This is a genomic window from Arthrobacter sp. ISL-30 (assembly GCF_018613855.1).
Classification (GTDB): domain Bacteria; phylum Actinomycetota; class Actinomycetes; order Actinomycetales; family Micrococcaceae; genus Arthrobacter.
Genome location: NZ_JAGGPK010000050.1, coordinates 34,041 through 58,232 on the forward strand (window position 1 = coordinate 34,041; position 24,192 = coordinate 58,232).

At 64.1% G+C, this 24,192-nt stretch carries 19 protein-coding genes; 9 read left to right on the forward strand and 10 right to left on the reverse strand.

The genetic code is table 11. The features are described 5' to 3' along the window. Position 1: 1 nt before the first annotated feature. The 6 genes from J7E82_RS18145 (at position 2) to J7E82_RS18170 (ending at position 6,125) form a co-directional block, all read left to right on the forward strand. A complete protein-coding gene (locus tag J7E82_RS18145) occupies positions 2-2,077 on the forward strand; it encodes a fructose-specific PTS transporter subunit EIIC (protein WP_214865162.1) in 2,076 nt (691 codons plus the stop codon). 34 nt (positions 2,078-2,111) lie between these two features. After that, positions 2,112-3,824 (forward strand): phosphoenolpyruvate--protein phosphotransferase, encoded by a 1,713-nt coding sequence (gene ptsP, locus J7E82_RS18150; protein ID WP_214865164.1) that lies wholly within the window; start codon positions 2,112-2,114, stop codon positions 3,822-3,824. A gap of 35 nt (positions 3,825-3,859) precedes the next feature. Further along, entirely contained in the window at positions 3,860-4,138 is a 279-nt protein-coding gene (locus tag J7E82_RS18155; protein ID WP_214865165.1) for an HPr family phosphocarrier protein, read from the forward strand. 17 nt (positions 4,139-4,155) lie between these two features. After that, entirely contained in the window at positions 4,156-5,139 is a 984-nt protein-coding gene (locus J7E82_RS18160; protein WP_214865166.1) for a DNA topoisomerase IB, read from the forward strand. 117 nt (positions 5,140-5,256) lie between these two features. Further along, positions 5,257-5,784, forward strand: a complete 528-nt coding sequence (locus tag J7E82_RS18165) for an SRPBCC family protein (RefSeq protein ID WP_214865167.1) — start codon at positions 5,257-5,259, stop codon at positions 5,782-5,784. 74 nt (positions 5,785-5,858) lie between these two features. Continuing rightward, positions 5,859-6,125 (forward strand): Rho termination factor N-terminal domain-containing protein, encoded by a 267-nt coding sequence (locus J7E82_RS18170; RefSeq protein WP_214865169.1) that lies wholly within the window; start codon positions 5,859-5,861, stop codon positions 6,123-6,125. Between the two features lie 98 nt (positions 6,126-6,223). Here J7E82_RS18170 and J7E82_RS18175 read toward each other — a convergent pair whose 3' ends face one another. After that, positions 6,224-7,084, reverse strand: a complete 861-nt coding sequence (locus J7E82_RS18175; protein ID WP_214865171.1) for a Ku protein — start codon at positions 7,082-7,084, stop codon at positions 6,224-6,226. A gap of 38 nt (positions 7,085-7,122) precedes the next feature. On the opposite strand from J7E82_RS18175, the gene J7E82_RS18180 reads away from it, so the two are divergent. Continuing rightward, the gene (locus tag J7E82_RS18180) at positions 7,123-9,684 is read left to right on the forward strand and encodes an ATP-dependent DNA ligase (RefSeq protein WP_214865172.1); all 2,562 of its coding nucleotides are present in this window, start codon (positions 7,123-7,125) and stop codon (positions 9,682-9,684) included. A gap of 74 nt (positions 9,685-9,758) precedes the next feature. On the opposite strand, the gene ggt is transcribed toward J7E82_RS18180, so the two are convergent. From ggt to J7E82_RS18195, 3 genes are all read right to left on the reverse strand, one after another. Next, positions 9,759-11,630: a gamma-glutamyltransferase gene (gene ggt / locus J7E82_RS18185; protein WP_214865174.1), complete on the reverse strand. Its 1,872-nt coding sequence runs from the start codon at positions 11,628-11,630 to the stop codon at positions 9,759-9,761. 173 nt (positions 11,631-11,803) lie between these two features. Then, positions 11,804-12,064, reverse strand: coding sequence for a hypothetical protein (locus tag J7E82_RS18190; protein ID WP_214865176.1), 261 nt, complete (start codon positions 12,062-12,064; stop codon positions 11,804-11,806). Positions 12,065-12,139: 75 nt separating this feature from the next. Continuing rightward, on the reverse strand, positions 12,140-12,313 hold the full coding sequence (locus J7E82_RS18195) for a hypothetical protein (RefSeq protein WP_214865178.1): 174 nt from the start codon (positions 12,311-12,313) through the stop codon (positions 12,140-12,142). Between the two features lie 557 nt (positions 12,314-12,870). Here J7E82_RS18195 and J7E82_RS18200 point away from each other — a divergent pair. Together J7E82_RS18200 and J7E82_RS18205 are read left to right on the forward strand one after the other, a co-directional pair. Continuing rightward, positions 12,871-14,505, forward strand: a complete 1,635-nt coding sequence (locus J7E82_RS18200) for an MFS transporter (RefSeq protein WP_214865179.1) — start codon at positions 12,871-12,873, stop codon at positions 14,503-14,505. Positions 14,506-14,726: 221 nt separating this feature from the next. Continuing rightward, positions 14,727-15,785: an FUSC family protein gene (locus J7E82_RS18205; RefSeq protein WP_214865182.1), complete on the forward strand. Its 1,059-nt coding sequence runs from the start codon at positions 14,727-14,729 to the stop codon at positions 15,783-15,785. Here J7E82_RS18205 and J7E82_RS18210 read toward each other — a convergent pair. The 6 genes from J7E82_RS18210 to J7E82_RS18235 all read right to left on the reverse strand — a co-directional run bounded on the left by J7E82_RS18210 (position 15,750) and on the right by J7E82_RS18235 (position 23,967). Continuing rightward, positions 15,750-16,526: an SDR family oxidoreductase gene (locus J7E82_RS18210; protein WP_214865184.1), complete on the reverse strand. Its 777-nt coding sequence runs from the start codon at positions 16,524-16,526 to the stop codon at positions 15,750-15,752. The two genes, J7E82_RS18205 and J7E82_RS18210, sit on opposite strands and share 36 nt — an antisense overlap. Positions 16,527-16,650: 124 nt before the next feature. Beyond that, on the reverse strand, positions 16,651-18,438 hold the full coding sequence (locus J7E82_RS18215) for an IucA/IucC family siderophore biosynthesis protein (protein WP_214865186.1): 1,788 nt from the start codon (positions 18,436-18,438) through the stop codon (positions 16,651-16,653). Then, complete coding sequence (locus J7E82_RS18220) at positions 18,435-19,124, reverse strand: GNAT family N-acetyltransferase (protein WP_214865188.1); 690 nt, start codon at positions 19,122-19,124, stop codon at positions 18,435-18,437. The genes J7E82_RS18215 and J7E82_RS18220 overlap by 4 nt, the downstream gene beginning before the upstream one ends. After that, complete coding sequence (locus J7E82_RS18225; protein WP_214865190.1) at positions 19,121-20,851, reverse strand: IucA/IucC family siderophore biosynthesis protein; 1,731 nt, start codon at positions 20,849-20,851, stop codon at positions 19,121-19,123. The genes J7E82_RS18220 and J7E82_RS18225 overlap by 4 nt, the downstream gene beginning before the upstream one ends. Positions 20,852-20,935: 84 nt before the next feature. Continuing rightward, positions 20,936-22,318: a lysine N(6)-hydroxylase/L-ornithine N(5)-oxygenase family protein gene (locus J7E82_RS18230; RefSeq protein WP_214865193.1), complete on the reverse strand. Its 1,383-nt coding sequence runs from the start codon at positions 22,316-22,318 to the stop codon at positions 20,936-20,938. Further along, complete coding sequence (locus J7E82_RS18235) at positions 22,315-23,967, reverse strand: aspartate aminotransferase family protein (RefSeq protein ID WP_308113947.1); 1,653 nt, start codon at positions 23,965-23,967, stop codon at positions 22,315-22,317. Before J7E82_RS18235 ends, J7E82_RS18230 begins: the two co-directional genes overlap by 4 nt. Positions 23,968-24,192: the final 225 nt, after the last annotated feature.

Consider the following 24,192-nt stretch of genomic DNA (forward strand, 5'->3'; position numbering starts at 1 on the left):
AGTGACCCAGCTCATCACTCCTCAAATGGTCGCCCTTGACCAGAATCTTGGCGATGCCCCGGCCGACGTGATTCGGTTCCTGGCTGGCAAGGTAGCCGCGGCCGGACGAGCCTCCGAGGTAGAAGGCCTGTTCGCTGACGCCTTCGCCCGCGAGACCAAGACAGCCACCGGCGTGCCTGGCGGAATCGCGATCCCGCACTGCCGTTCGGTCGCGGTCACCGAGCCGGCCCTGGCCATGGCACGGCTGTCCCGCAAGGTTGATTTCGGCGCCAAGGACGGTCCTGCAGACCTCATCTTCTTCATTGCCGCCCCGGAAGGCGCCGACCAGGAGCACTTGAAGCTGCTGTCCAAGCTGGCACGGTCCCTCATCAAGAAGGACTTCACGGCTTCCCTCCGCGCCGCATCTTCAGAGCAGGAGATCGTCGAACTCGTCGAAAACGCCCTTGTTGACAAGCCCACACAGGCGGCAGAGCCCGCCATGGCATCTGCCGGCGCAGCGACTGCGGGTTCCGCCGCGGCAGCAACAGCTCCAACCCCTGCAGGGGGCGGCGCACACGCAGCATCAGGTCCCAAGCGTCTCGTAGCGGTCACTGCGTGCCCCACCGGCATCGCCCACACCTACATGGCGGCTGACTCCCTCGTTGCCGCCGCCAAGGAAGTGGGAGTGGACCTGCAGGTTGAGACACAGGGATCCTCGGGCGCCAAGCCTCTGGACCCTGCAGTCATCGCCGCAGCGGACGCCGTGATCTTCGCCGTCGACGTCGACGTCCGCGGTAAGGAGCGCTTCGCCGGCAAGCCGGTCATCAATGCTCCCGTGAAGCGTGGCATTGACGAACCAGACAAGATGGTCCAGGAAGCCCTGGTCGCCGCGGACAACCCGAACGCCCGCCGAGTGCCGCACTTTGGTGCGGAGGAGCAGGCCGAGCAGGCAGCCACCGAAAAGGGCGAGCACATTGGCCAGAAGCTCAAGAAGGCCCTGCTGACCGGCGTCTCCTACATGATCCCCTTCGTTGCCGGAGGTGGTCTGTTGATCGCCCTGGGCTTCTTGATCGGTGGTTATGACATCACTGGATTCGCAGACAAGATGCTGGCTGAAAACAACCTGGGCAATCTTCCGGCGGACTATCCCGACCTCGCGTGGGGCCCGCTCGGCGCCTACCTCGGTGCAGTGTTCTTCAAGATCGGTGCGCTCTCGCTAGGATTCCTCGTTCCGGCTCTGGCAGGCTACATTGCCTACGCCATTGCCGACCGTCCGGGCATCGCACCCGGCTTTGTTGCCGGTGCCGTTGCCGGATTCATGGGCGCTGGCTTCCTCGGCGGCATCGTCGGTGGTTTGCTGGCTGGTTACATCGCACACCAAATCGGCAAGATACAGGTGGCCCGCTGGCTGCGCGGCCTCATGCCGGTGGTCATCATCCCGCTCGTGGCGTCGATCGTGGCATCCGGCCTGATGTTCGTGATACTCGGGGCGCCGATCGTCGGTATCACTAATGGCCTGAACGCCTGGCTCTCGGGCCTGACCGGAGCAGGCGCCATCCTCCTCGGCATCATCCTCGGCCTCATGATGTGCTTCGACCTCGGCGGACCCGTCAACAAAGTTGCCTATGCCTTCGCCGTCGCCGGCCTGGGTGCTGCATCGGTGGATAACCAGGCACCGTGGCAGATCATGGCCGCCGTCATGGCTGCCGGAATGGTTCCGCCGCTGGCAATGGCATTGGCGTCCACTGTCCTGGACAAGAAGCGGTTCAGCCTCGCCGAGCGCGAGAACGGCAAGGCCGCCTGGCTGCTGGGAGCCTCCTTCATCTCCGAAGGCGCCATCCCGTTCGCCGCTGCAGACCCGCTGCGCGTCATCCCCGCAAGCATGCTTGGCGGGGCTGTCACCGGTGCAATCTCAATGGCTGCTGCAGTCGGATCAAAGGCTCCTCACGGTGGCATCTTCGTCTTCTTCGCCATCGATAACTTCCTGATGTTCGTCGTCTCGATCATCGTCGGCACTATCGTGACCGCCCTGACCGTCATCGCCCTGAAGCGCTGGGCAGTCAGGACCCCCGTTGATACTGTTGCAGCAGCAGCCTGACAGCGCCGTTGGAAAGCAAGTAGAGGACTAATCAATGCAGACCTTTTCAGGTGTAGGCGTAGCTCCCGGGCGTGTACTGGGACCGGTGCGGCAGATGCCCAAACCGGTTCAGGAGCCGCACTCAAACGTCAACATTCCTGCCGACGTCACCGTCGAGTCACAGGCACAGCGCATCAAGGATGCCGCGAAGGCCGTGCAGGCGGAACTGAGGGCCCGCGCCGCTACGGCAAGCGGCGAAGGCAAAGAGGTCCTGGAAGCCACGGCCTTGATGGCCGCCGATCCCATGTTGGTGAAATCGGCCATCAAGCTGCTTGCCCCCGATGTTGCCGGCGGCCCCCGGACGGCCGAACGGGCCGTCTGGGAAGCCGGCGGCACGGTCGCCGAATCCTTGAAGGCACTGGGTGGCTACATGGCGGAGCGCGCCGCTGACGTCCTTGACGTCCGCGCGCGCATCGTCTCCGAACTGCGCGGGCTGCCGGCGCCGGGCATCCCGGCGTCGGACGAGCCATTCATCCTGGCCGCCGAGGACCTCGCCCCCGCGGACACTGCCACCCTTGACCCGGAGAAGGTCATCGCGCTCATCACGTCCAGCGGCGGCCCGCAGTCCCACACGGCCATCCTGGCCCGGGCGCTGGGCCTGCCCGCCGTTGTCGCCGCACCCGGGGTGGACGAGATTCCTGACGGCATCGAGGTCTACGTGGACGGGGCCGCTGGAACCGTCACGGCGGACCCTGACGAAGACCTGCGCACGGCGGCCAAGGCCTGGGCCGTCCAAGCCTCCACGCTGGCGGTCTTCAGCGGGAACAACCTCATGGCCGACGGCTTCCGGGTGCCGCTGCTGGCAAATGTCGGCACCGGGGCCGATGCCATCAAGGCCGCAGAGGCCGGGGCCGAAGGCGTCGGGCTGCTGCGTACGGAATTCTGCTTCCTGGACCGGGACAACGAGCCCACAGTGGAGGAGCAGATCGCGGCGTACGGCGCAGTTTTTGCCGCCTTCCCCGGCAAGAAGGTAGTGGTAAGGACGCTCGACGCCGGTGCCGACAAGCCGCTGCCGTTCCTGACCAACGCCGACGAGCCGAACCCGGCACTGGGCGTTAGGGGCTACCGCACCGACCTCACATCCCCAGGTGTCCTGGAGCGGCAGCTTGAGGCAATCGCCGCAGCTGAGGCCGCGCATGACGCCGAGGTCTGGGTGATGGCCCCGATGATTTCCACCGCAGAGGAAGCCGCCCGCTTTGCCTCGCTGTGCACGGCAGCCGGCCTCAAGAAGCCAGGCGTCATGGTGGAAGTTCCCTCGGCGGCGCTGACTGCCGCAACACTCCTGCGCGAAGTGGGCTTTGCGTCCCTCGGCACCAACGACCTCACCCAGTACGCAATGGCAGCGGACCGCCAGCTTGGTCCCCTCGCCACGCTTAACGACCCTTGGCAGCCTGCGGTGCTGCAGCTTGTAAAGCTGACGGCCGACGGAGCCGCCCTTGCCAGTTCCGCCACTGGAACCGCGAAGCCGGTGGGTGTGTGCGGTGAGGCCGCAGCGGATCCGGCCCTCGCCGTCGTCCTCGTAGGGCTCGGCGTTTCGACGCTGTCCATGAGTGCCCGCGCCCTGTCCGCCGTGGCAGCGGTGCTGAAAACGGTCACCGTGACCCAGGCCCAGCGCCTGGCCACTGCCGCACTGGCCGCACCGACTGCCGCCGCCGCACGCAGGGCTGTACGTGAAGAACTGCCAATTCTCGAAGAGCTCGGCCTCTAAGCCACCTCCCCCGACCCTCAACCGAAGGAGCAACAATGTCAGAACGTACCGCCACCATCGCCAGCCGAGTCGGCCTGCACGCCCGCCCGGCCGCCATTTTCGCCGAAGCCGCAGGCGAACTTGATCTGGATGTCACCATCGCCCGTGAGGGCGAACCGGCCGACGACGCCATGGACGCCGCCAGCATCCTGTCCCTGATGAGCCTCGGCGCTTCCCACGGAGATGTTGTGGTGCTACGCGCTGAGGGCGACGGCGCTGACGAAGCGCTGGACCGCCTGGTGAAGATCCTCGAAACGGACCACGACGCCGAGTAGCAGAATCGGAGGAAGCCGTGGCCGGCCGCCTACGCCAAAGCAAAACCGGGAAACCGGGCATTGCCCGGCGGAGGGCCGGTCGCGGCTTTTTTTACCTGGATGAAACCGGGGCAAGGATCACTGATCCAGCCACGCTGGCCCGTATCAAGGATCTCGCGATCCCCCCGGCTTGGAAGGATGTTTGGATCTGCCCATGGCCTAACGGCCATATCCAGGCTCTGGGCACCGACGACGCTGGCCGCCGCCAATACCTGTACCACCCCATCTGGCGAGAAAAGCAGGACAAGGAAAAATTCGCCCGGTCACTGGAATTCGGCTACCGGCTGCCCCGCGTCCGCCGCGCTGTCGCCCGGCACCTGCTCGACGACGATCCGCGGCTTCGCAGCCTGGCCGCGGCAGTACGGCTTATGGACAAGGCTTCCCTGCGCACAGGCGCCGACGAATACGCCGAGGAGTACGGCTCCTACGGGGTCACCACCCTGGAAAAGCGGCATGTCAGGGTCCAGGGAACAACTGTGGAATTGGAGTTCACGGGAAAGTCCGGAAAACCGTGGGAACGCCGCATCAAGGATGCGGCGCTGGCACGCTTCCTCACTTCGCTTCCCGACGGACCGCCTGAGTCGCTGCTGCTGGGCAGTGCCGAATCCGGCGTCAACCATGGCATCACTGCCACGGCCCTCAACGAGTATGTCGGAAGAATTGCTGGCGGAGCCTTCACCGGCAAGGATTTCCGTACCTGGCAAGGTACCGCCATTGCGGCTCGCGCCCTGGCGAAGCTGGCCGCCGCCGGCTTTACCGGCCCCAAGGCAGTAGTGCAGGCGATGGAGGAAGTGGCGGAGCGACTGAACAACACTCCCGCGATCGCCCGAGCCTCCTACGTCGATCCGCGGGTCTTGACCCTCTTTGAAATGGGACGCACCGCCACCCTTCGTGGCTCGATTGATACCGCCGCAGTGAAGCTCCTGAGGGGCGCAGAAGGGTCGCGGCAGACTCATAAGTAAACTTATCTTTAGGCCTTGAGTTAGCCATAGGCTGCTACTAGCGTGGAAAACGTGGCGCCACACCGTTACACCCAACCCCATCCGGGAGCAGATCACGGCTGAAGGAGTGAAACCAGAATGGCAACTCTGCAGGAATCCATAGAAGTCGACGTCCCCATCACCACCGCTTACAACCAGTGGACGCAGTTTGAAACCTTCCCCCGGTTCATGTCCGGAGTGGAATCAGTGGAACAGATCGATGACACCGCCCTGCACTTCAAGACAGACATTGCGGGCGTAAGGCGCGAGTACAACGCCCAGATTACCGACCAGATCCCGGACAAGGTCATCGCCTGGGTCAGCACCGACAAGCCGAGGAACGCGGGAACGGTTACCTTTGAGTCCCTCGACACCAATCGCACCCGAGTGAATGTCCTCATGGAGTGGGAACCGGAATCCCTCACCGAAAAGGCCGGTGCGGCCCTGGGTGCCGACGATCTCCAGGTCAAGGCAGATCTCAAGAAGTTCAAGGAATTCATTGAGGAGCGCGGTACGGAAACCGGAGGGTGGCGTTCGGCCGTCATAGATGGCGACGTCGAAGATGCGACTCCCGGCCGCAATCTTCCGCCGGAGTTCGGCGAGGGACGCGATCCCCTCCTGGGTTAGGCCATCGGGATCATCCGGACTTTATCATCCAGACTTCGCCGCCTCCGCCGGAAGCGCCAACAAAAGGAGGAACCATGCCCGGCAAGAAGAACTCCAGCCTCAAGGATCCTAAGCTCTACGAAAAGTTGAAGGACGAAGGATCCTCAAAGGAGAAGGCCGCGCGTATCTCTAACGCAGCTGCGAAAGAGGGTCGCAAGGAAGTGGGCCGCAAGGGCGGCAAGGCGGGCGACTACGATGACTGGACCGTGGCCGACCTGAAGAAACGCGCCAAGGAACTGGGCCTCAGCGGCTACTCCGGAAAGAAAAAGAGTGAACTGATCTCAGCCCTGCGGAATCACTGAGTTTCGGAATCAATATGGAAGACGACGGCGGAAGCCAGGGCCTTGGGGGCCCGGGCTCCTGCGGTCTGCACGGCTCCTGCAGTTTGCAATTCGGGGCTTTATGCCTTCTTCTTGACCCTTGTCTTGGGCTTCTCGGCCGCCTTTTCCCCGGCCTCCTCAGCCGCCTTCCCGCCGCCCCGTTTCTTGTCCAGGCTGCGCCGGAGCGCTTCCATGAGGTCGATGACGTCGCCGCCCGCTCCTTCCGCGGCCTTGGCGCCGAACGTTTCCTCCGTGTCGAGGGCGTCGCCCTTTTCAAGCTTCGCCTCGATCAGCTGGCGCAGCTGGATCTGGTACTCATCCGTGAACTGCTCAGGTTCGAAATCCTGGGCCATCGAATCCACCAGCGCCGCGGACATTTCGCGTTCCTTGTCGGAGATCTTGGTGGTGGCATCAAGAGAGGGGAAGCTCGCTTCGCGCACTTCGTCCGGCCACAGGAGGGACTGAAGCACCAGGACGTCTCCGCGCACGCGCAAGGCACCCAGCCTGGTCTTCTGCCGCAACGCGAACTGGACGATCGCCATCCGGTCCGTGTCCTCGAGCGTGGTCCGCAGCAGGGTATAGGCCTTGGGCGACTTGGAGTCCGGCTCCAGGTAGTAGCTGCGTTCGAACATCATGGGGTCCACCTGCTCGGCGGGAACGAACTCCACGACCTCGATTTCGCGGCTGCCTTCCGCCGGGAGCGACTTGAGGTCCTCCGCGGTGAGCACCACCGTCCGGCCTTCCTCCTCATAGGCCTTGTCGATATCCTCGTACTCCACGACATTGCCGCACACTTCGCATTTCCGTTGGTACCGGATGCGGCCGCCGTCCTTGTTGTGGACCTGGTGGAGGCTGATGTCGTGGTCCTCCGTGGCGCTGTACAGCTTCACAGGGACATTGACCAGCCCGAACGCGATAGAGCCCTTCCATATAGACCTCATGCATCAAGTGAACAGCACAAGTCAGCGGAGGTGAAGAGGTGCCAGCCAAGCAGCAGGAGCGGGTGAACGTCGAGGGACACGAACTGACAATCACCAACCTGGACAAGGTGGTTTATCCGGAGACCGGCACAACGAAGGCCGAGATCCTGGACTACTACGCCACCGTTGCTCCTGTCCTGCTTCCTGCCGCCGTAAATCGGCCTGCCACGAGGAAGCGCTGGGTCAACGGCGTGGGTACGTTCGAAGAGCCGGGTGAGATGTTCTTCCAGAAAAACCTGGACGCCTCCACTCCCTCCTGGGTTCCCCGGGTGACCATCGAGCACCGCCACAGCACCAACGATTACCCCTTGGTCAACAACCTCGCCACCCTGACCTGGCTTGCCCAGATTGCCGCCCTGGAGATCCACGTGCCGCAGTGGCAGGTGGACGCCTCCGGCAACATGCTGCCCCCGGACCGCCTGGTCCTGGACCTCGATCCGGGGCCTGGCACCGGCCTTCCTGAATGCGTGGAGGTGGCCAAGCTGGCCCGGGCCATCCTGAAGGACATCGGGCTGGATCCGGTGCCGGTCACCAGCGGCAGCAAGGGAATCCACCTCTATGCCAGCCTGGACGGGACGCAGAAATGGGAGCAGGTCTCGGCCTTTGCCCACGAACTGGCCCGCTCGCTGGAGTCCGACCACCCGGACCTTGTGGTCAGCGACATGAAGAAGACGCTGCGCAAGGGCAAGGTATTGGTGGACTGGAGCCAGAACAGCGGGAACAAGACCACGATCGTGCCCTATTCGCTGCGCGGACGGCCTCATCCAATGGTCGCCGCGCCGAGGACCTGGCGCGAGCTCCCCTCGCCAAAATTGGAGCACCTTGACTTCAAAGCGGTCATCAAGCGCGTCAAGGAGGGCAAGGACCCGTTCAGTGTGATCACCGCCGCCCGCGGCGGACACCCGCCCGCGCACCTTGAAGCCGACGATGACAGCGACGACGATGGCGCCTCCCGCCCGCAGTACCACCCCAGGCTGACGAAATACGTTGGAATGCGCGATGCCGCGCGAACACCCGAGCCGTTCCCCTTGCCAGAAGAGGGCCAGGAAACGGCGAGACGCGCCCCGTCCGATGCGCAACCGAAGCCGGGCGACGCACCCCCTCCCGGCGGGATCTTCGTCATCCAGGAACATCACGCGCGCCGGTATCACCTCGACCTCAGACTGGAGCACGACGGCGTCCTGGCCTCCTGGGCACTCCCCCGCGGCGTCCCGGAAACACCCGCACGCAACAACCTTGCGGTGCAGACCGAGGACCATCCGATGGAGTACGCCACATTCGCAGGCATCATCCCCAAGGGCGAGTATGGCGCCGGCACGATGAGCATCTGGGACAGCGGCACTTTCGAGTGTGAGAAGTGGCGGGACGGCAAGGAAGTCATCGCGACGCTGACCGGCCAGCCGGGTGGGGGCTTGCACGGAACCAAGCGTTTCGCCCTGATTCATACCGGGGCCGAGCCAAATCACTGGCTGATCCACCTCATGAAGGAGCAGCCGGGGCATCCGAAGAGGACGACGGCGCAACCCGGCGTGGGCAGCAACCAGACAGCAGCCCCGGAGGAGGCCCGGCCAGAGGAGCTGCAGGCACCCAAAATCACCCCCATGCTGGCCAGCTCCGGCACAGAGGATGATGCGCGCGAGGGCGAGTGGCTCTACGAGCTGAAGTGGGATGGCATCCGTGCGATCGTCACGCGCTCGGGCGGCCGTATCCGGCTCACCAGCCGCAACGGCAACGACATGACCGCCACCTACCCTGAGCTGACGGACCCAGCGGGGTGGCCACAGCACGATTTCGTGGCGGACGGTGAAATCGTGGCGTTGGACCAGTCAGGACGTCCCAGTTTCGCTCGGCTCCAGCAGCGCATGAACCTGCTGAAGCCCGGGGACATCGAACGCGCACGCCAATTGGTCCCGGTGCGGCTCATGTTGTTCGACCTGGTCTTCGACGCCGGCGGATCCAAGTCCCCGCCGGACCTGCGCAGCTTACCGCTCCGCGAGCGCCGCGAAAGGCTGGACGAGTTCGTCGAGCGCCTGCCGCCGTCGGACTGTCCCATCCATCTCTCACCGGTCCTTGAACATGACCTCGACGACATAATGGACAGCGCAGCGGAACTCGGGGTGGAAGGCGTCATGGCCAAGCGGGCGGATAGCCGCTATCTTTCCGGCAAGCGCAGCCGCGCCTGGATCAAGCTCAAGCTGGGCCGTATGCAGGAGGTAGTGGTGGGCGGCTGGCGTCCCGGGCTGGGCGGGCGAAGCGGCGGACTGGGCGCCCTGCTCGTCGGCATTCCCGACGGCGACAAGTTGCGGTATGCGGGCCGCGTTGGGAGCGGCTTCAAGGACTGGCAGCTGCGTGACATCCTGCAGCGCGTGAAGGACCACGAGCAAAGCGAGTCGCCGTTCCATGAGGTGCCGCGGGAGGACGCCGCCACGGCCCGCTGGGTGGAACCCGTCCTTGTCGGCGAGGTCAGCTTTTCCGACTGGACTGACACCGGCCGCTTGCGGCACCCGGTGTGGCGCGGCTGGCGTCCGGACAAGCACCCTGACGGCATCCGCCGGGAGTGAGGCATTCCGTCGAGTGCCTCACTCCCCGGTGGTGTGCTGTCATCAGATGAACTGTCAAAGGCTCGACGTCAAACTCACGGTGACGGCTTAACCACCATCGCGGAGCCCCCACCCCGTCTCACTGGCTCGGCTGCAGCAACGGTTCGCCCGTCGGGCAGGAACTCGATAGCGGTGGCCGCGCCGATCTGCGCTGCCGAGGTGAACGCATCGCCTGCCGGGACCAGTTGTTGGCCGTACGGTGTGAGGGCGGTTCCGTAGGCAGCGATGAACTCCGGCTCGGCCGTTACCGTGCCAGTCGCTGCAGGAGTGACTATGACCGAGTTCCGCCCGGAAGCACGCGGTGCCGCGATCGCCTCGGACACGCTCATGCCCAGATCCACCCGGTTCAGGATGGTCTGCAGGACAGTCGTGATGATTGTGGATCCGCCGGGCGAGCCGAGTGCCAGGAACGGCTTGCCGTCGTCAAGGATGATGGTCGGGGACATCGACGAACGCGGGCGCTTCCCCGGCTCAATGCGGTTAGGGTCAGCCGGGTCATACACGGTCGAGAAGTCCGTGAGCTCATTGTTGAGGATGAACCCGCGGCCGGGCACGACGATACCGGACCCGCCGGTCTGCTCGATGGTGAGGGTGTACTCCACCACGTTTCCCCACTTGTCGGAGACTGTCAGGTTGGTGGTCGAGATGTTCTCAGTGTCCGTCTCGTCCGCGAGCGCCGCCGGGGCAGTCGGGCACGCGCCGTCGTAGGAGGTGACGTTGCCCGGCGCAACGGGCTTCGCGGCCGCCTTTGCCGGGTCGATCTCGCAAGCGCGCTCCTTGCCGAACAGCGGGTCGGTAAGCGCGGCGGTGGGAACGTCCACAAAGGCCGGATCGCCAACGTACTTGCCGCGGTCCGCGAAGGCGAGCGCGCTCGCCTCGAGGTAGTGGTGCAAAGCGGCGGGCGTGGACATCTCAGAAAGGTTGAACGTGTCCAGGATGTTCAGCGCCTCGCCCACCGTGGTTCCTCCACTGCTGGACGGCGCCATACCGTAGACATCAAGGTCGCGATATTCCACGTGCGTGGGGTCCTGGTCCAGGGCCCGGTAGGCGGCGAGGTCCGCCGTCGTCATGCGGCCGACCGGGACGGGCAGCGGCGGGACATCTTCGGGCAGTTCGCTCTCCGGTGTCTTCGGAGGGGCCTGGACTGTGGCAGCTATCTCCGCAGCCAGCGGGCCGCCATAGAAGCCGGCCGTGCCCTGCTTCGCGAGGAGCCTGTAGGTCGCTGCGAGGTCGTGGTTCTGGAAGACATTGCCGACGGCGGGTGCGTCCCCGCCGGGGAGGAAGAGGTCGCTCGTTGAAGTGAACACGGCGAAACGCTTGCGGTTGTCCAAGGTCTGCTGGCGGAACGTCTCGTCGACCACGAAGCCGCGATTAGCGACCTTGATGGCGGGCTGGAGCGCATCAGCCAGGCTCAAAGTGCCCCAACGCTCCAGCGCGCGCTCCCAAGTGGCAGGGGTGCCGGGGACGCCCACGGAGACGCCGCTTGTGACGAGTTCGGGCGTGAAACGATAGGGTCTGCCGGTTGTCGGGTCGATGAACGCGTCGTTCGGCATGGCTGCCGGGGCAGTCTCGCGGCCGTCGATCGTGCCAACCTGCCCGGTCTTCGCGTCGTAGAACACGAAGTAGCCACCCCCGCCGATTCCTGCGCTGTAGGGCTCAGTCACACCCAGGGTCGCGGCTGCGGCGACGGCGGCGTCGGCTGCGTTGCCGCCTTCGCGGAGGACCTCGATGGCCGCGGCAGATGCCTCCGGATCCACTGTGCTCACCGCACCGCCATATCCGGTGGCGGTCGGTGTCTTGGTTGTCTCCCGCGGATCCGCGAACGCGGGGCTGGCTATCGCCCCGCTCGTCACGCTCAATGCCAGGGCCGCTGTAACGGCGGCGAATCGGCGTCTCAGAAATGGCATGATTCCTCCCGAGTCTGGGTACTGCGGTTGGCGATGCTGGCAACACTACCCCCGGCGAATGCTCCGCTCAACGCTGCTTCGCTCGCATGTCTGACGCCGGGAGAAATGGCCTTCAACACAAGGTCGGCCCGGGGATTACCCGGGCCGACCTCGCGTTGTCGATGGAACCTTGTTTAGGAGGAGTGCGGCATCTGTGGGCGGCTGGTGCGGTGGACCGCGGTTACAGCCGCCTGCTGGCCTACCCGTCCGTGGCTTTGCGCCCGGTCCGGGGGGTGCCGGTGCTTGCCGGTGCCGTCGGGCCACTGCCGGCCCTGCTGCAAGTCCGGCGTCACTGAGAGGGTCGCAGGTGCGGGAAGCTCCTGTGAGCCCATAGCCTGAACCAGATGGCTCGCAATTTCCGGCTTGATCTGTCCGCCAACACGATATTCAGCCATTTCCGATCTTCCTTTCTGCAGTGAAACGAAGGGATTTTCCATATTAAGCGGAGCTAGCGGTGTTGTCTGCAGGGATCACCACCGGACCTTCTTCATCGCCGGCGCCTGCTTCCCGCTGGCGTGGGTCGGCTTATGGCCGCTGCCGACGCTGTTCCAGCCGCTGGCAGCGTTACCGGCTTTCCTTTCAAGCGCCGCCTTTTGCTCGTCGCTCAGCTTGGATTTGGTGTTCTTGGGCTTTTTCGCAGTCATACCTGGCTCCTTATAGTCTTGCCCGACGCACTCGCGTCCGGGCTCAATCCGCTGGAACCTGCCAGATGCCCATCGCAGCCTGCGGCGGAAGTCGCAGGCTGTGGTTAAAGGCTCGACGGCGATTGCGGGAACGGCACGGAGGCGCAGGCCTCAACGGGCGTGGATTTTTGTCGTCTGAAACAGGGCGGCGGGACTGTGCAAGGCGTAGTCCCCAGACCGGGCTGTCTATTCGAAAATCAGTGTTCCCATGCCCCCAACCATAAGCAGTTCTGCCCGGGCTTGGGAACCCCTGGCCTGCGTGAAACTGCCAAAAGGGCGCCATCGCGACCCCAAAAGATCTCAATTTGATAACGCCTTGGTCTGGACGTCCATTATCCGCGTCGCTGTTGGGATGTAGCCGCATTAAATTGTCTGACGTTTTCCAGATGCAACGCCCAAAACCTTCAATCTAAGGTATCGGATTCTGGCCTGGCAAGGATTTCGCGTAAAATTGAAGGCCTGCCCGGAGCGGGGCAGCTACAAGTCGTAAGCAAATGACCTCCCTAGGAGAAGCCCAAATGCCCACAGACCGAAGCACGACCGACTCTCCGGCAGGCGCCAGGAACGCCTCCGGAACTAGCAGTGATGCCTTACAAGGCACCAGGAAAAACAAGCTCCTTCCGCGACGCCGGCTGAAGGTTTCCGACGTCAATGTTGTTGACCAGCCGATGCTCAAGAAGGCACTCGGCGGAACCATCGTCGGCAACACCATGGAGTGGTACGACGTCGGCGTGTTCGGCTACCTCATCACCACCATGGGCCCGGTCTTCCTTCCGGAAGCGGACAAATCCGTCCAGACCCTGTTCCTCCTCGGTACGTTCGCAGCCACGTTTATCGCCCGCCCGCTCGGCGGCGTGGTGTTCGGCTGGCTCGGCGACAAGATGGGCCGCCAGAAGGTCCTCGCAGCAACGCTGATCCTCATGGCGGCGAGCACGTTCGCGGTCGGACTCCTCCCCGGCTACGCGCAGATCGGCATCTGGGCCGCCGCGCTGCTGGTGCTGCTGAAACTGGTCCAGGGATTTTCCACAGGCGGCGAGTACGCCGGCGCAACAACGTTCGTCAGCGAGTACGCGCCGGATAAGCGCCGCGGTTTCTTCGCGAGCTTCCTGGACATGGGCTCCTACATCGGCTTCGCCCTGGGCGCGGCCCTTGTGTCGGTGCTCCAACTGACCCTTGGCCAGTCGGCCATGGAGGAATGGGGCTGGCGCCTTCCGTTCCTCATCGCGGGTCCGCTGGGCCTGATCGCGGTGTACTTCCGCAACAAGATCGAAGAATCCCCGCAGTTCCAGGCCACCCTGGACGCCCAGGAAGCCATGGCCGCCGATGCCGCCGCTTCGGATGACGCGGTTGCCAAGGGTCCCATAGGCATCGTGAAGGCCTACTGGCGACAGATCCTGCTGGCCATGATCCTCGCCGCAGCCGCCAACACGGTGGGATATGCGCTGACGTCCTACATGCCTACCTACCTGACCGATTCCAAGGGCTACGATCCTATCCACGGCACACTGCTGACCATTCCCGTCCTGGTGGTGATGTCCCTCTGCATTCCGTTGACCGGCAGGCTTTCGGACCGCATCGGCCGCCGCCCCGTCCTTTGGATCGGCGCAGGCAGCGCCGTTGCCTTCGCGGTGCCTGCGTTTATGTTGATCGGCATCGGCAATCTCTGGTCCACGTTGGCCGGCCTCTCCCTCATCGCCTTCCCCGTGACGTTCTACGTGGCCAACCTGGCCTCTGCCCTCCCGGCCCTTTTCCCGACGTCGAGCCGTTACGGCGGCATGGGGATCGCCTACAACTTCTCCATGGCGATCTTCGGCGGGACCACACCATTCATCATCCAGGGCCTGATCGAGGCAACCGGCGATGACATGGCTCCGGCGTACTACCTCATGGGCACCTCCGTGATAGGCGCCGTCGCCATATACTTCCTGCGTGAATCCGCACGGCGTCCGCTGCCCGGCTCTATGCCGAGCGTGGACACGGCGGAGGAGGCACACGAGCTCGTGGCCACGCAGCACGAGAACCCCTTGATTGACCTTGACGAAATGCCGTTCGACGACGTGCTGGAGGTCGACGCGCTGGGCGGGGACACGCTGGAGGGCGACGCACGGGACGCGCGGGACGCTACCCGCGAACCGGAGCTCGTCCGCGGCTGACACCTGGAGTTCGCGGGACATTCTGCTCGATCAATCCTGCCAAACCGGGGACCGCGCCTACACTGGCGCGGTCCCCGCTCGGCATTAAGGGAATGATCGGGCAGAAAGTGGCGCGGCCGCGGATGTAACCATGTGACACAGCGAATGGTGAGACTTTTCCCGGGTCTGCTACCTTGCGAAAGGCCCTGAAGATCGGGTCTCGATGATTGGCGGTGTCCCACGTGCAAACCCTTCTGACCCACGTCCGGAGGCTCCACAGCATCGAACCTGCCAATCGCGATCATTTGCCAGCGCTTCGGGTGGCACTAAGTGTTGCCGTGCCGTCCCTGGTGCTGCTGACCATCGGCCGGCCTGATCTGATGATCTATGCCGTGTTCGGGGCCTTCACCGGCATGTATGGCCGGCGGGAACCCCATCAGCTACGGCTCCGGCATCAGGGACAGGCTGCGATCCTCCTGCTGGCGGGCGTCTCAGTGGGCGTGGGCCTGTCCGCAAATCACGTGCCGGGTTGGGGACTGGTCCTCGTCGAAACGGCCTTCGCCGGGCTGGGTTCACTGTTTTCGGACAGGATTCGGCTAAGGCCCAACGGCCCGTTCTTCGCAATCCTTGCCCTCGGCGCCTGCGCCTCCGTTCCCGCCGGAACGCCGTGGCATGTTGCCGTTCTGATCGCCGCCCTGTCTGCCGCTTTTTCCATGGTCGTGGGCTTTGTGGGCTGGGTTCGAGGCCGGTCCTGGAATCCGACGGTGGTGCGCAACGCAGGTCCCTTACTGGGCCGGCGTCGGCAGGAGGCACTGGTCCATGCCCTCAAGTATGTGGCAGCCGTTGGGACGGCCGGATCCATCGGCGTGATCTCGGGCAGCGGGCATCCGCACTGGGCCATGGCTGCCGCCGCCGTACCCTTGGCCGCGGCCGACATGCCCAGCAGCGTCTACCGCGGCATCCACCGGATCGTCGGAACGTTCCTGGGACTGGTGGTGGTCGCCGTCGTGCTCTTCCAGGGCCCGATGTCCCCGCTGCTGCTGTTCCCCGGCAACGAACCCGCGGTGTTGGCGATCGTGGTGATCGCGTGCCAGTTCACCACGGAACTGTTCATGACAAGGCACTACGGCCTGGCGATGGTTTCCTTCACTCCCGTGATCCTGCTGACAGCGCAACTGGCGGACCCGATAGACCCCTACATATTGGTGATGGAACGCGGCATCGAAACCCTTGTGGGGGCCCTGGTGGGGATCGCAGTAGTGGTCCTACTTCGCCGGCCGCTTCGGCGGGCCGGAAGCTAGCTTCGCGGGCAAGATCCTGGAGACAGCCACCACCAGCTTGTAGCGCTTCGTGGGTATGGAGACTCCCTTGCCCTTCGTGTTGTCGGCCAATCCCTCCCGAACCACCCGGTCCGCTTGGAGCCATAACCAGCGGGGCGCAACCGTTTTATCCATGCCCATCCGGTCGTGGAATTCCGTATGGGTAAAGCCCGGGCACACCGCCGTCACTTTGACCCCTCGATCTTTATAGGCAAGGTTGGCCCAGCGCGAGAAGGTCACTTGCCACGCCTTCGCCGCCGAATAGGTGCCCCTGTTGGCAAAAGCGGCCACGCTGGCCACGTTGATAATCCGGCCCGACCCCCTCGCCAGCATCCCCTGCAATGCGGCGTGGCAGAGCTCCAGCGGAGTCTGGACGTGGAGCCGAAGGTGCTTGCGCTCGTCGTCGAGGTCATTCTGCTCGAACGGTCGCAAGAGCCCGATGCCGGCGTTATTGACCAGGACCTCAACTGGGCGTGCGGGATCGTTAAGGCGTTCGACGACGGCTGCCACCCCGCCGTCGTCGGTCAGGTCAGCGGGAAGCACCTCGGCCGTGATGCTGTAGTCCCTCTCAAGAGCCTCGGCCGCGGCTTGCAGCCGGTCCGCGTCGCGTGAGACCAGGATCAGGTGGTGGCCTTCCTCGGCCAATTGCCGGGCGAACTCCGCGCCGAGTCCTGCGGTTGCACCTGTAACAAGCGCGGTGGTGGCGTTGGCCAAAGTAGTCATGCGCCCAGCCTAGCCGGGCTGGCTTGCCGGCATGCAGATCCTCGAACGGCATGGCCGCAGCGCTGGTACCGCAGCCTGCACGGTACCAGCGCTGCGGCCACGCCCGGAAGTTGCTGGAAGAGGGCTACGACGCCCCGGGCCGATACATCGGGTTGGGCATGGTGCCTGCCTTCGGCACCGGCGGCCTGGTGTCGAGGTCCGTGTAACCCAGGCGCAGCCGGTATCCATTCAAGGGGTAGCGGGAGAACTCCGAACCTAGCAGGCCAGTGGCTCGGAGCCGTTCGGCCTGTTCCGGGTGGGCGTCGGAGTATTCGACGATGGCGGCGCGATTCATTTCCCACAAATCAGCCGAGGAGGCAGGCAATTCATCCGAGTCAAGCAACTCGCCCAGCGGACCCCAGACGCCGAGGAACAACGCGTCGACAAGGTATTGTCGGAGCACGTTCCAGGGCTTGCGCGGCAGGACACGGATGTGGCCGTCAGGCTCCCAGGAACGCGCGGGAACGGGTTCACTGCTGACGCAGACATCATCCACAAGGTCCTTGACAACCAACCTGCTGGGGATTCCCTGCGCGTCGCAGATAACCATGAGGTTCTCCCCATGCGGGTTGACGCTAACACCGTAGCTATGAAGCAAGTGCAGCAGCGGTTTAAGGGTGACCGACACCAGCGTGCTGATCCATTCGGTCAGGTCGAGCCCGGCGCGCTCCGCCAAGGCTTGGACCGCCGTGTCACCCATGGGGTCCCGATGCAACACCAAGGCCAGCGGCCAGACAGTTTCTCCCTCGCCAAGGGCAGGATCAACAGGCTCCCGCCAGATGCAGCCCAGCGTCTCGTCCCACTGATAGGGAACGCCCGGATGATCGGCCAGGTGCGGGTGGCGCACCGTCACCGAAGCTACCTCCCCCAGGAGGACGGCACGGGTATGGAGGGCAGGATCCGCGTCCCAGATCGAGCGCAGCCAATGGGTAGTCATCGGCGCCGCCAGCGAACAATGGCGCGGAATTCCCCGATACACCGAAGTATTGAGGATCTTCAGCGGCAGCTTCACCTGCAACCTGGAGGGCTCGTCAATGTTCACAATCGTCCGGATGGATTGGGTAGGCAGATAACGATCCTCCGCCTCTCCCAGGACGATGATCTGGCCGGAAAGCACACTGCCGGACCAAAGCTGCCGCACGACGTGGTCAAGCTGCCAGGGGTGTGCCGGGAGCAGTACATAGCCAAAAGGGTCTGCTCCTGCCTCCCTTAGCATCCCTTTGAATCGATCTTGCGTAGCCGTGCTCAGCTCGTGGTTTACGAGATCCTGTTCCGAGGTTGAGGGAACAGACCGAAATTCGGCCAGCCGACGGGAGACCGCCAGCCAGATCGGCCGAAGCGGCCGGGAAGCTTCCGGGGCGTACTGCGCACAGTCTGAAGCAGAGAAGCCAAGGCGCCCTTTATTGGCAACCAGAAGCGGGTGGCCAGTCAACTGCCCCTCGATCTCGGAGTGCGGAAGCCTAATGAGCTCCTTTGCTGAAACGCCCGTCGCGGCCATATGGGCATCGGCGGCGAGGGTCGCAGAAAGCTCTGCGATGTAGTTGGCCACCGTCGTCCCGGTGAGGCCAAGCCTGTCCGCTACGTCCACGATGAATAGGCCTGGATCATCCACCGGTTGGCTCTCATTGTCCCCAAGGATGCCGCGGCTGACCCTGCGAACAGTTCCCGGGTCGACTACATAGGATCCAAAAGCAGTCCGGCTGGCCTGGAAGAGATACGAGGCGTTCTCGAGGTCAATCCGGAGGACTTGAGCTGTGTTTGCAGTAACAGTTTCGCTTGCTTCGGCTTCGATTGCTTCAGCACTGAGCAGCTCTTCTGAGAGCAGGGCGCCGATCAGCTTGGCCAGGAGGGCGGCAGAGGATTGAAGGATCACAGCACAGCTCCCTGCTGCCCGGCGCCGCACGGGATGGACTCGTACCACGGGATGGACGCGTACCCAGGGCCCACGGTGAGCGAATTGGGCTGTGCTTCCATGACCCGGGCTTCCATGAGCCTGGCTGTCTTGTCAGGCAACTGCACAGTGTCACCGGATTCGAAACCGGCGGCTTTAAAGGCACGAATGGACCTGGTGTTCCTTTTGTCCGGCTCCGCGACCAGTCGATTGCAGCCTTCCAGGATTTCGCCAGTCGCCCCAAGCACCGCGCGGATTACACCCCCACCGAGTCCTTGGCCACGTGAGGTTTCTCCCAGAGCAACGTGCATTCCCAGGTCGGTCTGGTCGTGCCGGATATGCTGCCCGAGAACATCACCCGCAACCCGGTAGACCTCGACGTAACCGGCCACCCTTTCCCCATGGGCCCCGTCGCCCTGGGCTCCGTCGTAGGCTCCGTTGTCCTGGGCCTTGTCTCCTCGGATAAGGACCAGCGGCAGGCTGCCGGGGTCCTCGATCAGGCCCCGAAGGCATTCTGCCCAGCGGGACTCGTCCCAATTCTGGTGCCACCATTGCTCGACGTCGGGCTCGGCCATAAGCGCGGTGACGCCCTCAGCGTCCGCGACAGTGGCCGCACGCAGGACATTGTTGCCCAGGAGCAAGTCTCGATTCCAGCCCAAGGCGATCATGCAGCGACCACCAGGGGGTTGGGAATGTCGAGGTAGACCGACTGCGCGTCGAGTGGAGCAACCACCTCGTCGATACCTGCCAGCCGAGTGGCCAGGTGTGCCTTGCACGGCAAGGTGGGGGCATTAAGCCAGCGCTCCACCAACCGGACACCTGCCGGCCCTGCCTTGGCAAGGGCGGGAATGGCCGCCTTCAGGCGTTCCCGCACGATGCGAAGGAGAACGTCTTCGTCCGCCATCTTTTCGGCTGCCATCGCACCCACAAGGGACAGCGCCTGGTTGTGCAGGAGGTAATAGGTAAGCCGGTCGTCCACGATTGCGTCCTCAACCACAGCAAGGGTGCTGGTGCTCTCTCCAGTACATGCCAGCACATCAGCGAGGCGAGAAGCTGCGAGGTAGTAGCCTTGGTTGTCGCGGTAGGCGCCCCCGATGATTTCACCGCTAACGCCAAGCCGGACGAGGGTGTTTTGCTGGTGCCCTTCGAGTCCAACTCCTGTCCTTGCATACAGGCTCACCATCGGGACGAGGACCTTGTCGATGTAATCGGCAAGCCATGCCTCGGGATCAGTGCACCAACGGGACAAAAGGCTCGGCCCCCATCCATCCGTCCCTTGGATCGCGGAATCGATGGACGACGTCGGAGGCACGGAGGGTGACGACGGTGCGATCAGTCCAGCCAGGCACACAAGCCGGTCCACTCCTTCCGGGACCTCACGAACGGAGACGTCCAGCCCGGTCAGCGATCCCCCGCCAGGGTCGGACGGATCAATGACCGCAGCCCAGGCAGGGTCCAGCACAATACTGAAGCCCGGGTCGGTGTGGGTGATATATCCGGCATCGATCAGCCGATTGACCTCGACGCCGCGGCGGAGCTCAGTAGCGGTTGCCTCACGCACAGAATTGGTGATCTTGAGGCCGAGTGAGAGCTTAAGCATCACCGAGTGGTCGGGGTGGAAGAGGGTGCGCAGGCTCGAAGTGGCCCACCATTCTTCGCCGAGCGGACCCAGCGGACGCAGCTGCCCGCCGTCGACCAGTTCTGTAACTGCGGTGCGCTGCAGCACAGCCTTCGCCTGCCAGGGATGTGCGGGAATCAGCACATAGCCGGGCGAGGCGCTTTGCCCCGCAATCTCCGCCAACACCACCTGGAGATCCCTTCCGCCCAGTGCGGGTGAATTGGCAGCCTGGTCATTGGTAACCACCGAATGATGGGCCTCGAACCAATGCATCTGGAATCGACCAGCCAACTCGGGGGAATAAGCCTCCAGTTCGCCGGAGCTGAGTTCGTCCCGGCTTTTCGGAGCCGGATGTTGCAGGTGGCCCAGCAGCAGGGAGCGCTCGCCATCCAGGAACAAGTCCTCGCTTGGTGAGGCAACCCAGTCCCGCGCCGCAAATTCGGTGACGTTGCGGATCGACTCCCGCGTCCGATCCAGCAGGAGGGATCGTTCCTGGGGATCTGCCCCCGTGGTCAGGAGGGCCAATAGATCCACAGCCGCCACATCACGCCGTGTACCGTCTGGCTGCACTACCGCCACGTGGCTGAAATTGTGCAGCCCTGTCCGTGAGAGGTGGGTGCACTGTGCGCTGACATTCATGTCAGTGCCTGGCACTGGCGCGAAAATCCCCTCAGCGGTGACCGGAATACCCTGTTCCCTCGTCCAGCAGCGAAGGATTGCGTCACAATGGGCGGCATCTGCAAGGGCGTGAAGTTCCAGGGTTGCGAGGATGCTCATGCCGCCACCCCCTTGTCGTGGCCATGGAAGAGGCAATGGGAGGTTGTCATGCGAAGCTCCGTTTCTGTGGATAGGCAGGTTGGGTCAGTTGACAAGTTGTCGCGTCGCGGACGCCGACGGGAAAGTGGTGAGCGGAGCCCCGAATTGCTGGAAGGCGATGCTGCGCTCCACGGGATACACCTCGCGCCCCGTCATCTCACGGAGGATGCAGGAGTTGCGGTAGGCGGCCATGCCGAGGTCCGGCGTGACGAAACCATGGGTGTGCAGTTCGGCGTTCTGGACGAAGATCTCCCCCGGTTCGACGCCGGTCCCGTAGTTGCGTCCGACGTCGAAGCGGCCTCGAACGTCCCGGGCGATCCGATCCTGGATACCGGCCAGGAAGCCTGGCTCCCGATAGGAGTAGCCGGTAGCCAGGACCACTGCCTCGGATTCGAGCGAGTAGTCCCGGCCCTGCTCCTCGTGGCGAAGCTGCAGCGTGTGCAATCCGGCGGCCGGGGCCCATTGTGCGCCGGTGAGGGACGAGTGCGTGAACAGCCGGGTGTCCACCATCCCGGAGAGGCTCTTGGTGTAGAGGAGGTCGTAGATGGCGTCGATCAGCTCGGAGTTGATGCCCTTGTAGAGGTTCTTCTGGCTGCTGATCAGATGATCGCGCTGCTCGGCAGGAAGGCCATGGAAGTAGTCGACGTACTCTGGGGAGGTCATCTCGAGGGTGAGCTTGGTGTATTCGAGGGGGAAGAAGCGTCCCGAGCGGGTGACCCAGTTCAGCTGGTAGCCTTGGACGTCGATTTCCTGCAGCAGCTCATAGTAGATTTCAGCGGCGCTCTGGCCACTGCCCACGATGGTGATGCTCCGCTGCTTCTGCAGCTCACTCTTCCTCGACAGGTATTCGGCGTTGTGGAGGACCAGTCCCCCGCCGTCGGTCGCTGCACTAGCAACAATTCCTGCACAGGCATCAGGCACGTAGGGCGTCGTGCCGGTGCCAAGCACCAGCCGCCTCGCCTGAAGCACCTCCGGCCCGTCCGGGCCCTGCACCGAAAGCCAGTACACGCCGTCGTCGTAACTGACCTCCCGCACATCCATGCCGAAGCGCACCGACTCCAGTTGCCCGGCCACCCACTGGCAGTACTGGTTGTACTCGGCGCGCAGCGGGTAGAAGTTTTCCCGGATGTAGAACCGGTAGAGCCGGCCCGTCTGCTTGAGAAAATTCAGGAAGGAGTAGGGCGACGTCGGGTCGGCCAGGGTCACGAGGTCGGCCATGAACGGCACCTGCAGGTGGGCGGGTTCGAGCATCATGCCGGGGTGCCAGTCGAAGGATTCACGGCGCTCGAGGAAGACGCCGTCGAGGTCCGCGACGGGTTCGCTCAGTGCGGCGAGGCCAAGGTTGAAAGGTCCCACGCCGATGCCCACGAAATCGTAGATCCTGGCCTCCGGGGTGGAGTGCTCGGAAACTTCTGAGGGGATGCTCATGCTGCGGTTTCCTTGCTGTCAGTGGGCACGTTGTCAGTGGGCAGGCGGTCAGTCGACACCAACTCAGTGGGCATGCTCTCGGCTAGCAGGCCGGCACCGGTGCGGCGCAGGAGCCCGACAATTTCCTGGATATCCTCGAGGGTTGCCTCGGCGTTGAGGAGCGTGAACTTCAGGTAGTGCCGGCCAGCCACCTTCGTGCCGGCGACGACGGCCTGGCCCGAGGCGAAGACGGCGGCGCGGATCGCGGGATTGAGCTGGTCGGCCACGTCGTCGGCAATGCGGGAACCGTCCTCCAGGAGGGGGCGGTAGCGGAAGACCAGCGTGCTCATCTGGGGGGCAGTAGCAAGCTCGAAGTCCGCATCCTCGGCCAGGATGGCCCCGACGCGAGCAGCAAGGTCGATTGCTTCATCGAACAGGGCACCGATGGCATCCGCGCCCATGATTCGCAAGGTCAGCCACAGCTTGAGGGCATCGAAACGGCGGGTGGTCTGGATGCTCTTGTCCACCTGGTTGGGGATCTCGGCCTTGGCGGCGCTCTCCGGGTTCAGGTAGTCCGCGTAGTAGGTGACGTGGCGAAGCATGGCGCCGTTGCGGACCAGGATGGCGCTGGAGCTGACGGGCTGGAAGAAGGTTTTGTGGAAGTCGATGGTCACGGAATCCGCCAGGCTGATGCCGTCCAGTAGCCCTGCGTACCGACCGGACACGATGAGTCCCCCACCGTAGGCGGCGTCGACGTGCAGCCAAGCGCCGTATGCGCGGGCCAGGGCGCTGAGCTCTGAAAGAGGATCGACGGCGCCGAAGTCGGTCGTACCGGCGGTGGCCACGACAGCCATGGGGACCAGGCCGGCGTCGTGGGCGTCAGCAAGTGCCACGCCAAGCGCGGAAGGATCCATCCGGTGGTCCAGCGCGCATGGAACAGAAACGACCGCGTCGAATCCGAGGCCCAACATGGAGGCTGACTTTTGGATGCTGAAGTGGCTGTCCTCCGAGGTGAAGATCCGGAGGCGGTCCAGCAGATGCGGAAGGCGGACGCTCTTTTCGGCTCCCCCAGCGCCTCCCGCCACGGCTTCCTCGCGGAGGCGGGCCACTGCGTGGTTGCGGGCGATCAGGAGCGCCTGGAAGTTGGACTGGCTGCCGCCCGAGGTGAAGACGCCGTCGGCCTCAGCGCCCAGGCCCAGCCGTTCGGCGGTCCAGTCGATCAGGCGCCGCTCGATCATGGTGGCGCCCACGCTCTGGTCCCACGTGTCCATGGAGGAGTTGACGGCGGACAGTACGGCCTCGCCCACGAGCGCCGGAATGACCACCGGGCAATTCAGGTGGGCGGCGTAGCGGGCGTCGTGGAAGTAGATGGCATCCCTGAGGTACAGCTTGTCAAGCTCCTCCAGCGCTGCGGCGGTGTCCGGCAGGGGTCGCTCGAGGTCGACAGCAGCAACGCGAGCCTTCATTTCGGCATGCCCGATGCCGGTGAACGGCCGGGTGGTCCGCTGCACCTTGGTGGAGACGGCGTTGACGCCCTGCAGCACCTGCGCTACATAGCTGGGCGAATTACGCGCGTTGAAGAGTTGGTTGGTGGCCGCAAGGGCCAGCTCCACTCTGGAGCCGAAATCCTGGTCCGGGGCAATCCGGTCTTCGACACTTGGCGACGTCACAAGGCATCCTTCCATCGGGCTTGAGGGGGCTCCCTGGCCGTGCCTCGAGGAGCAGGTGGCTCGACGTGCAGGCGAAGTAGCAAGGTAAGCCTTACTTAGGTTTACCTTTTCGTCAAACTTTCGTGTCTTAATTCCCTTGAGCTGCGGAAATGCCCGGTTGCTTCATGGCAGGCACACGTCATTGACTGGCCAGGAGGACGTTTTCAGTGCAAAAATGCCCCGCCT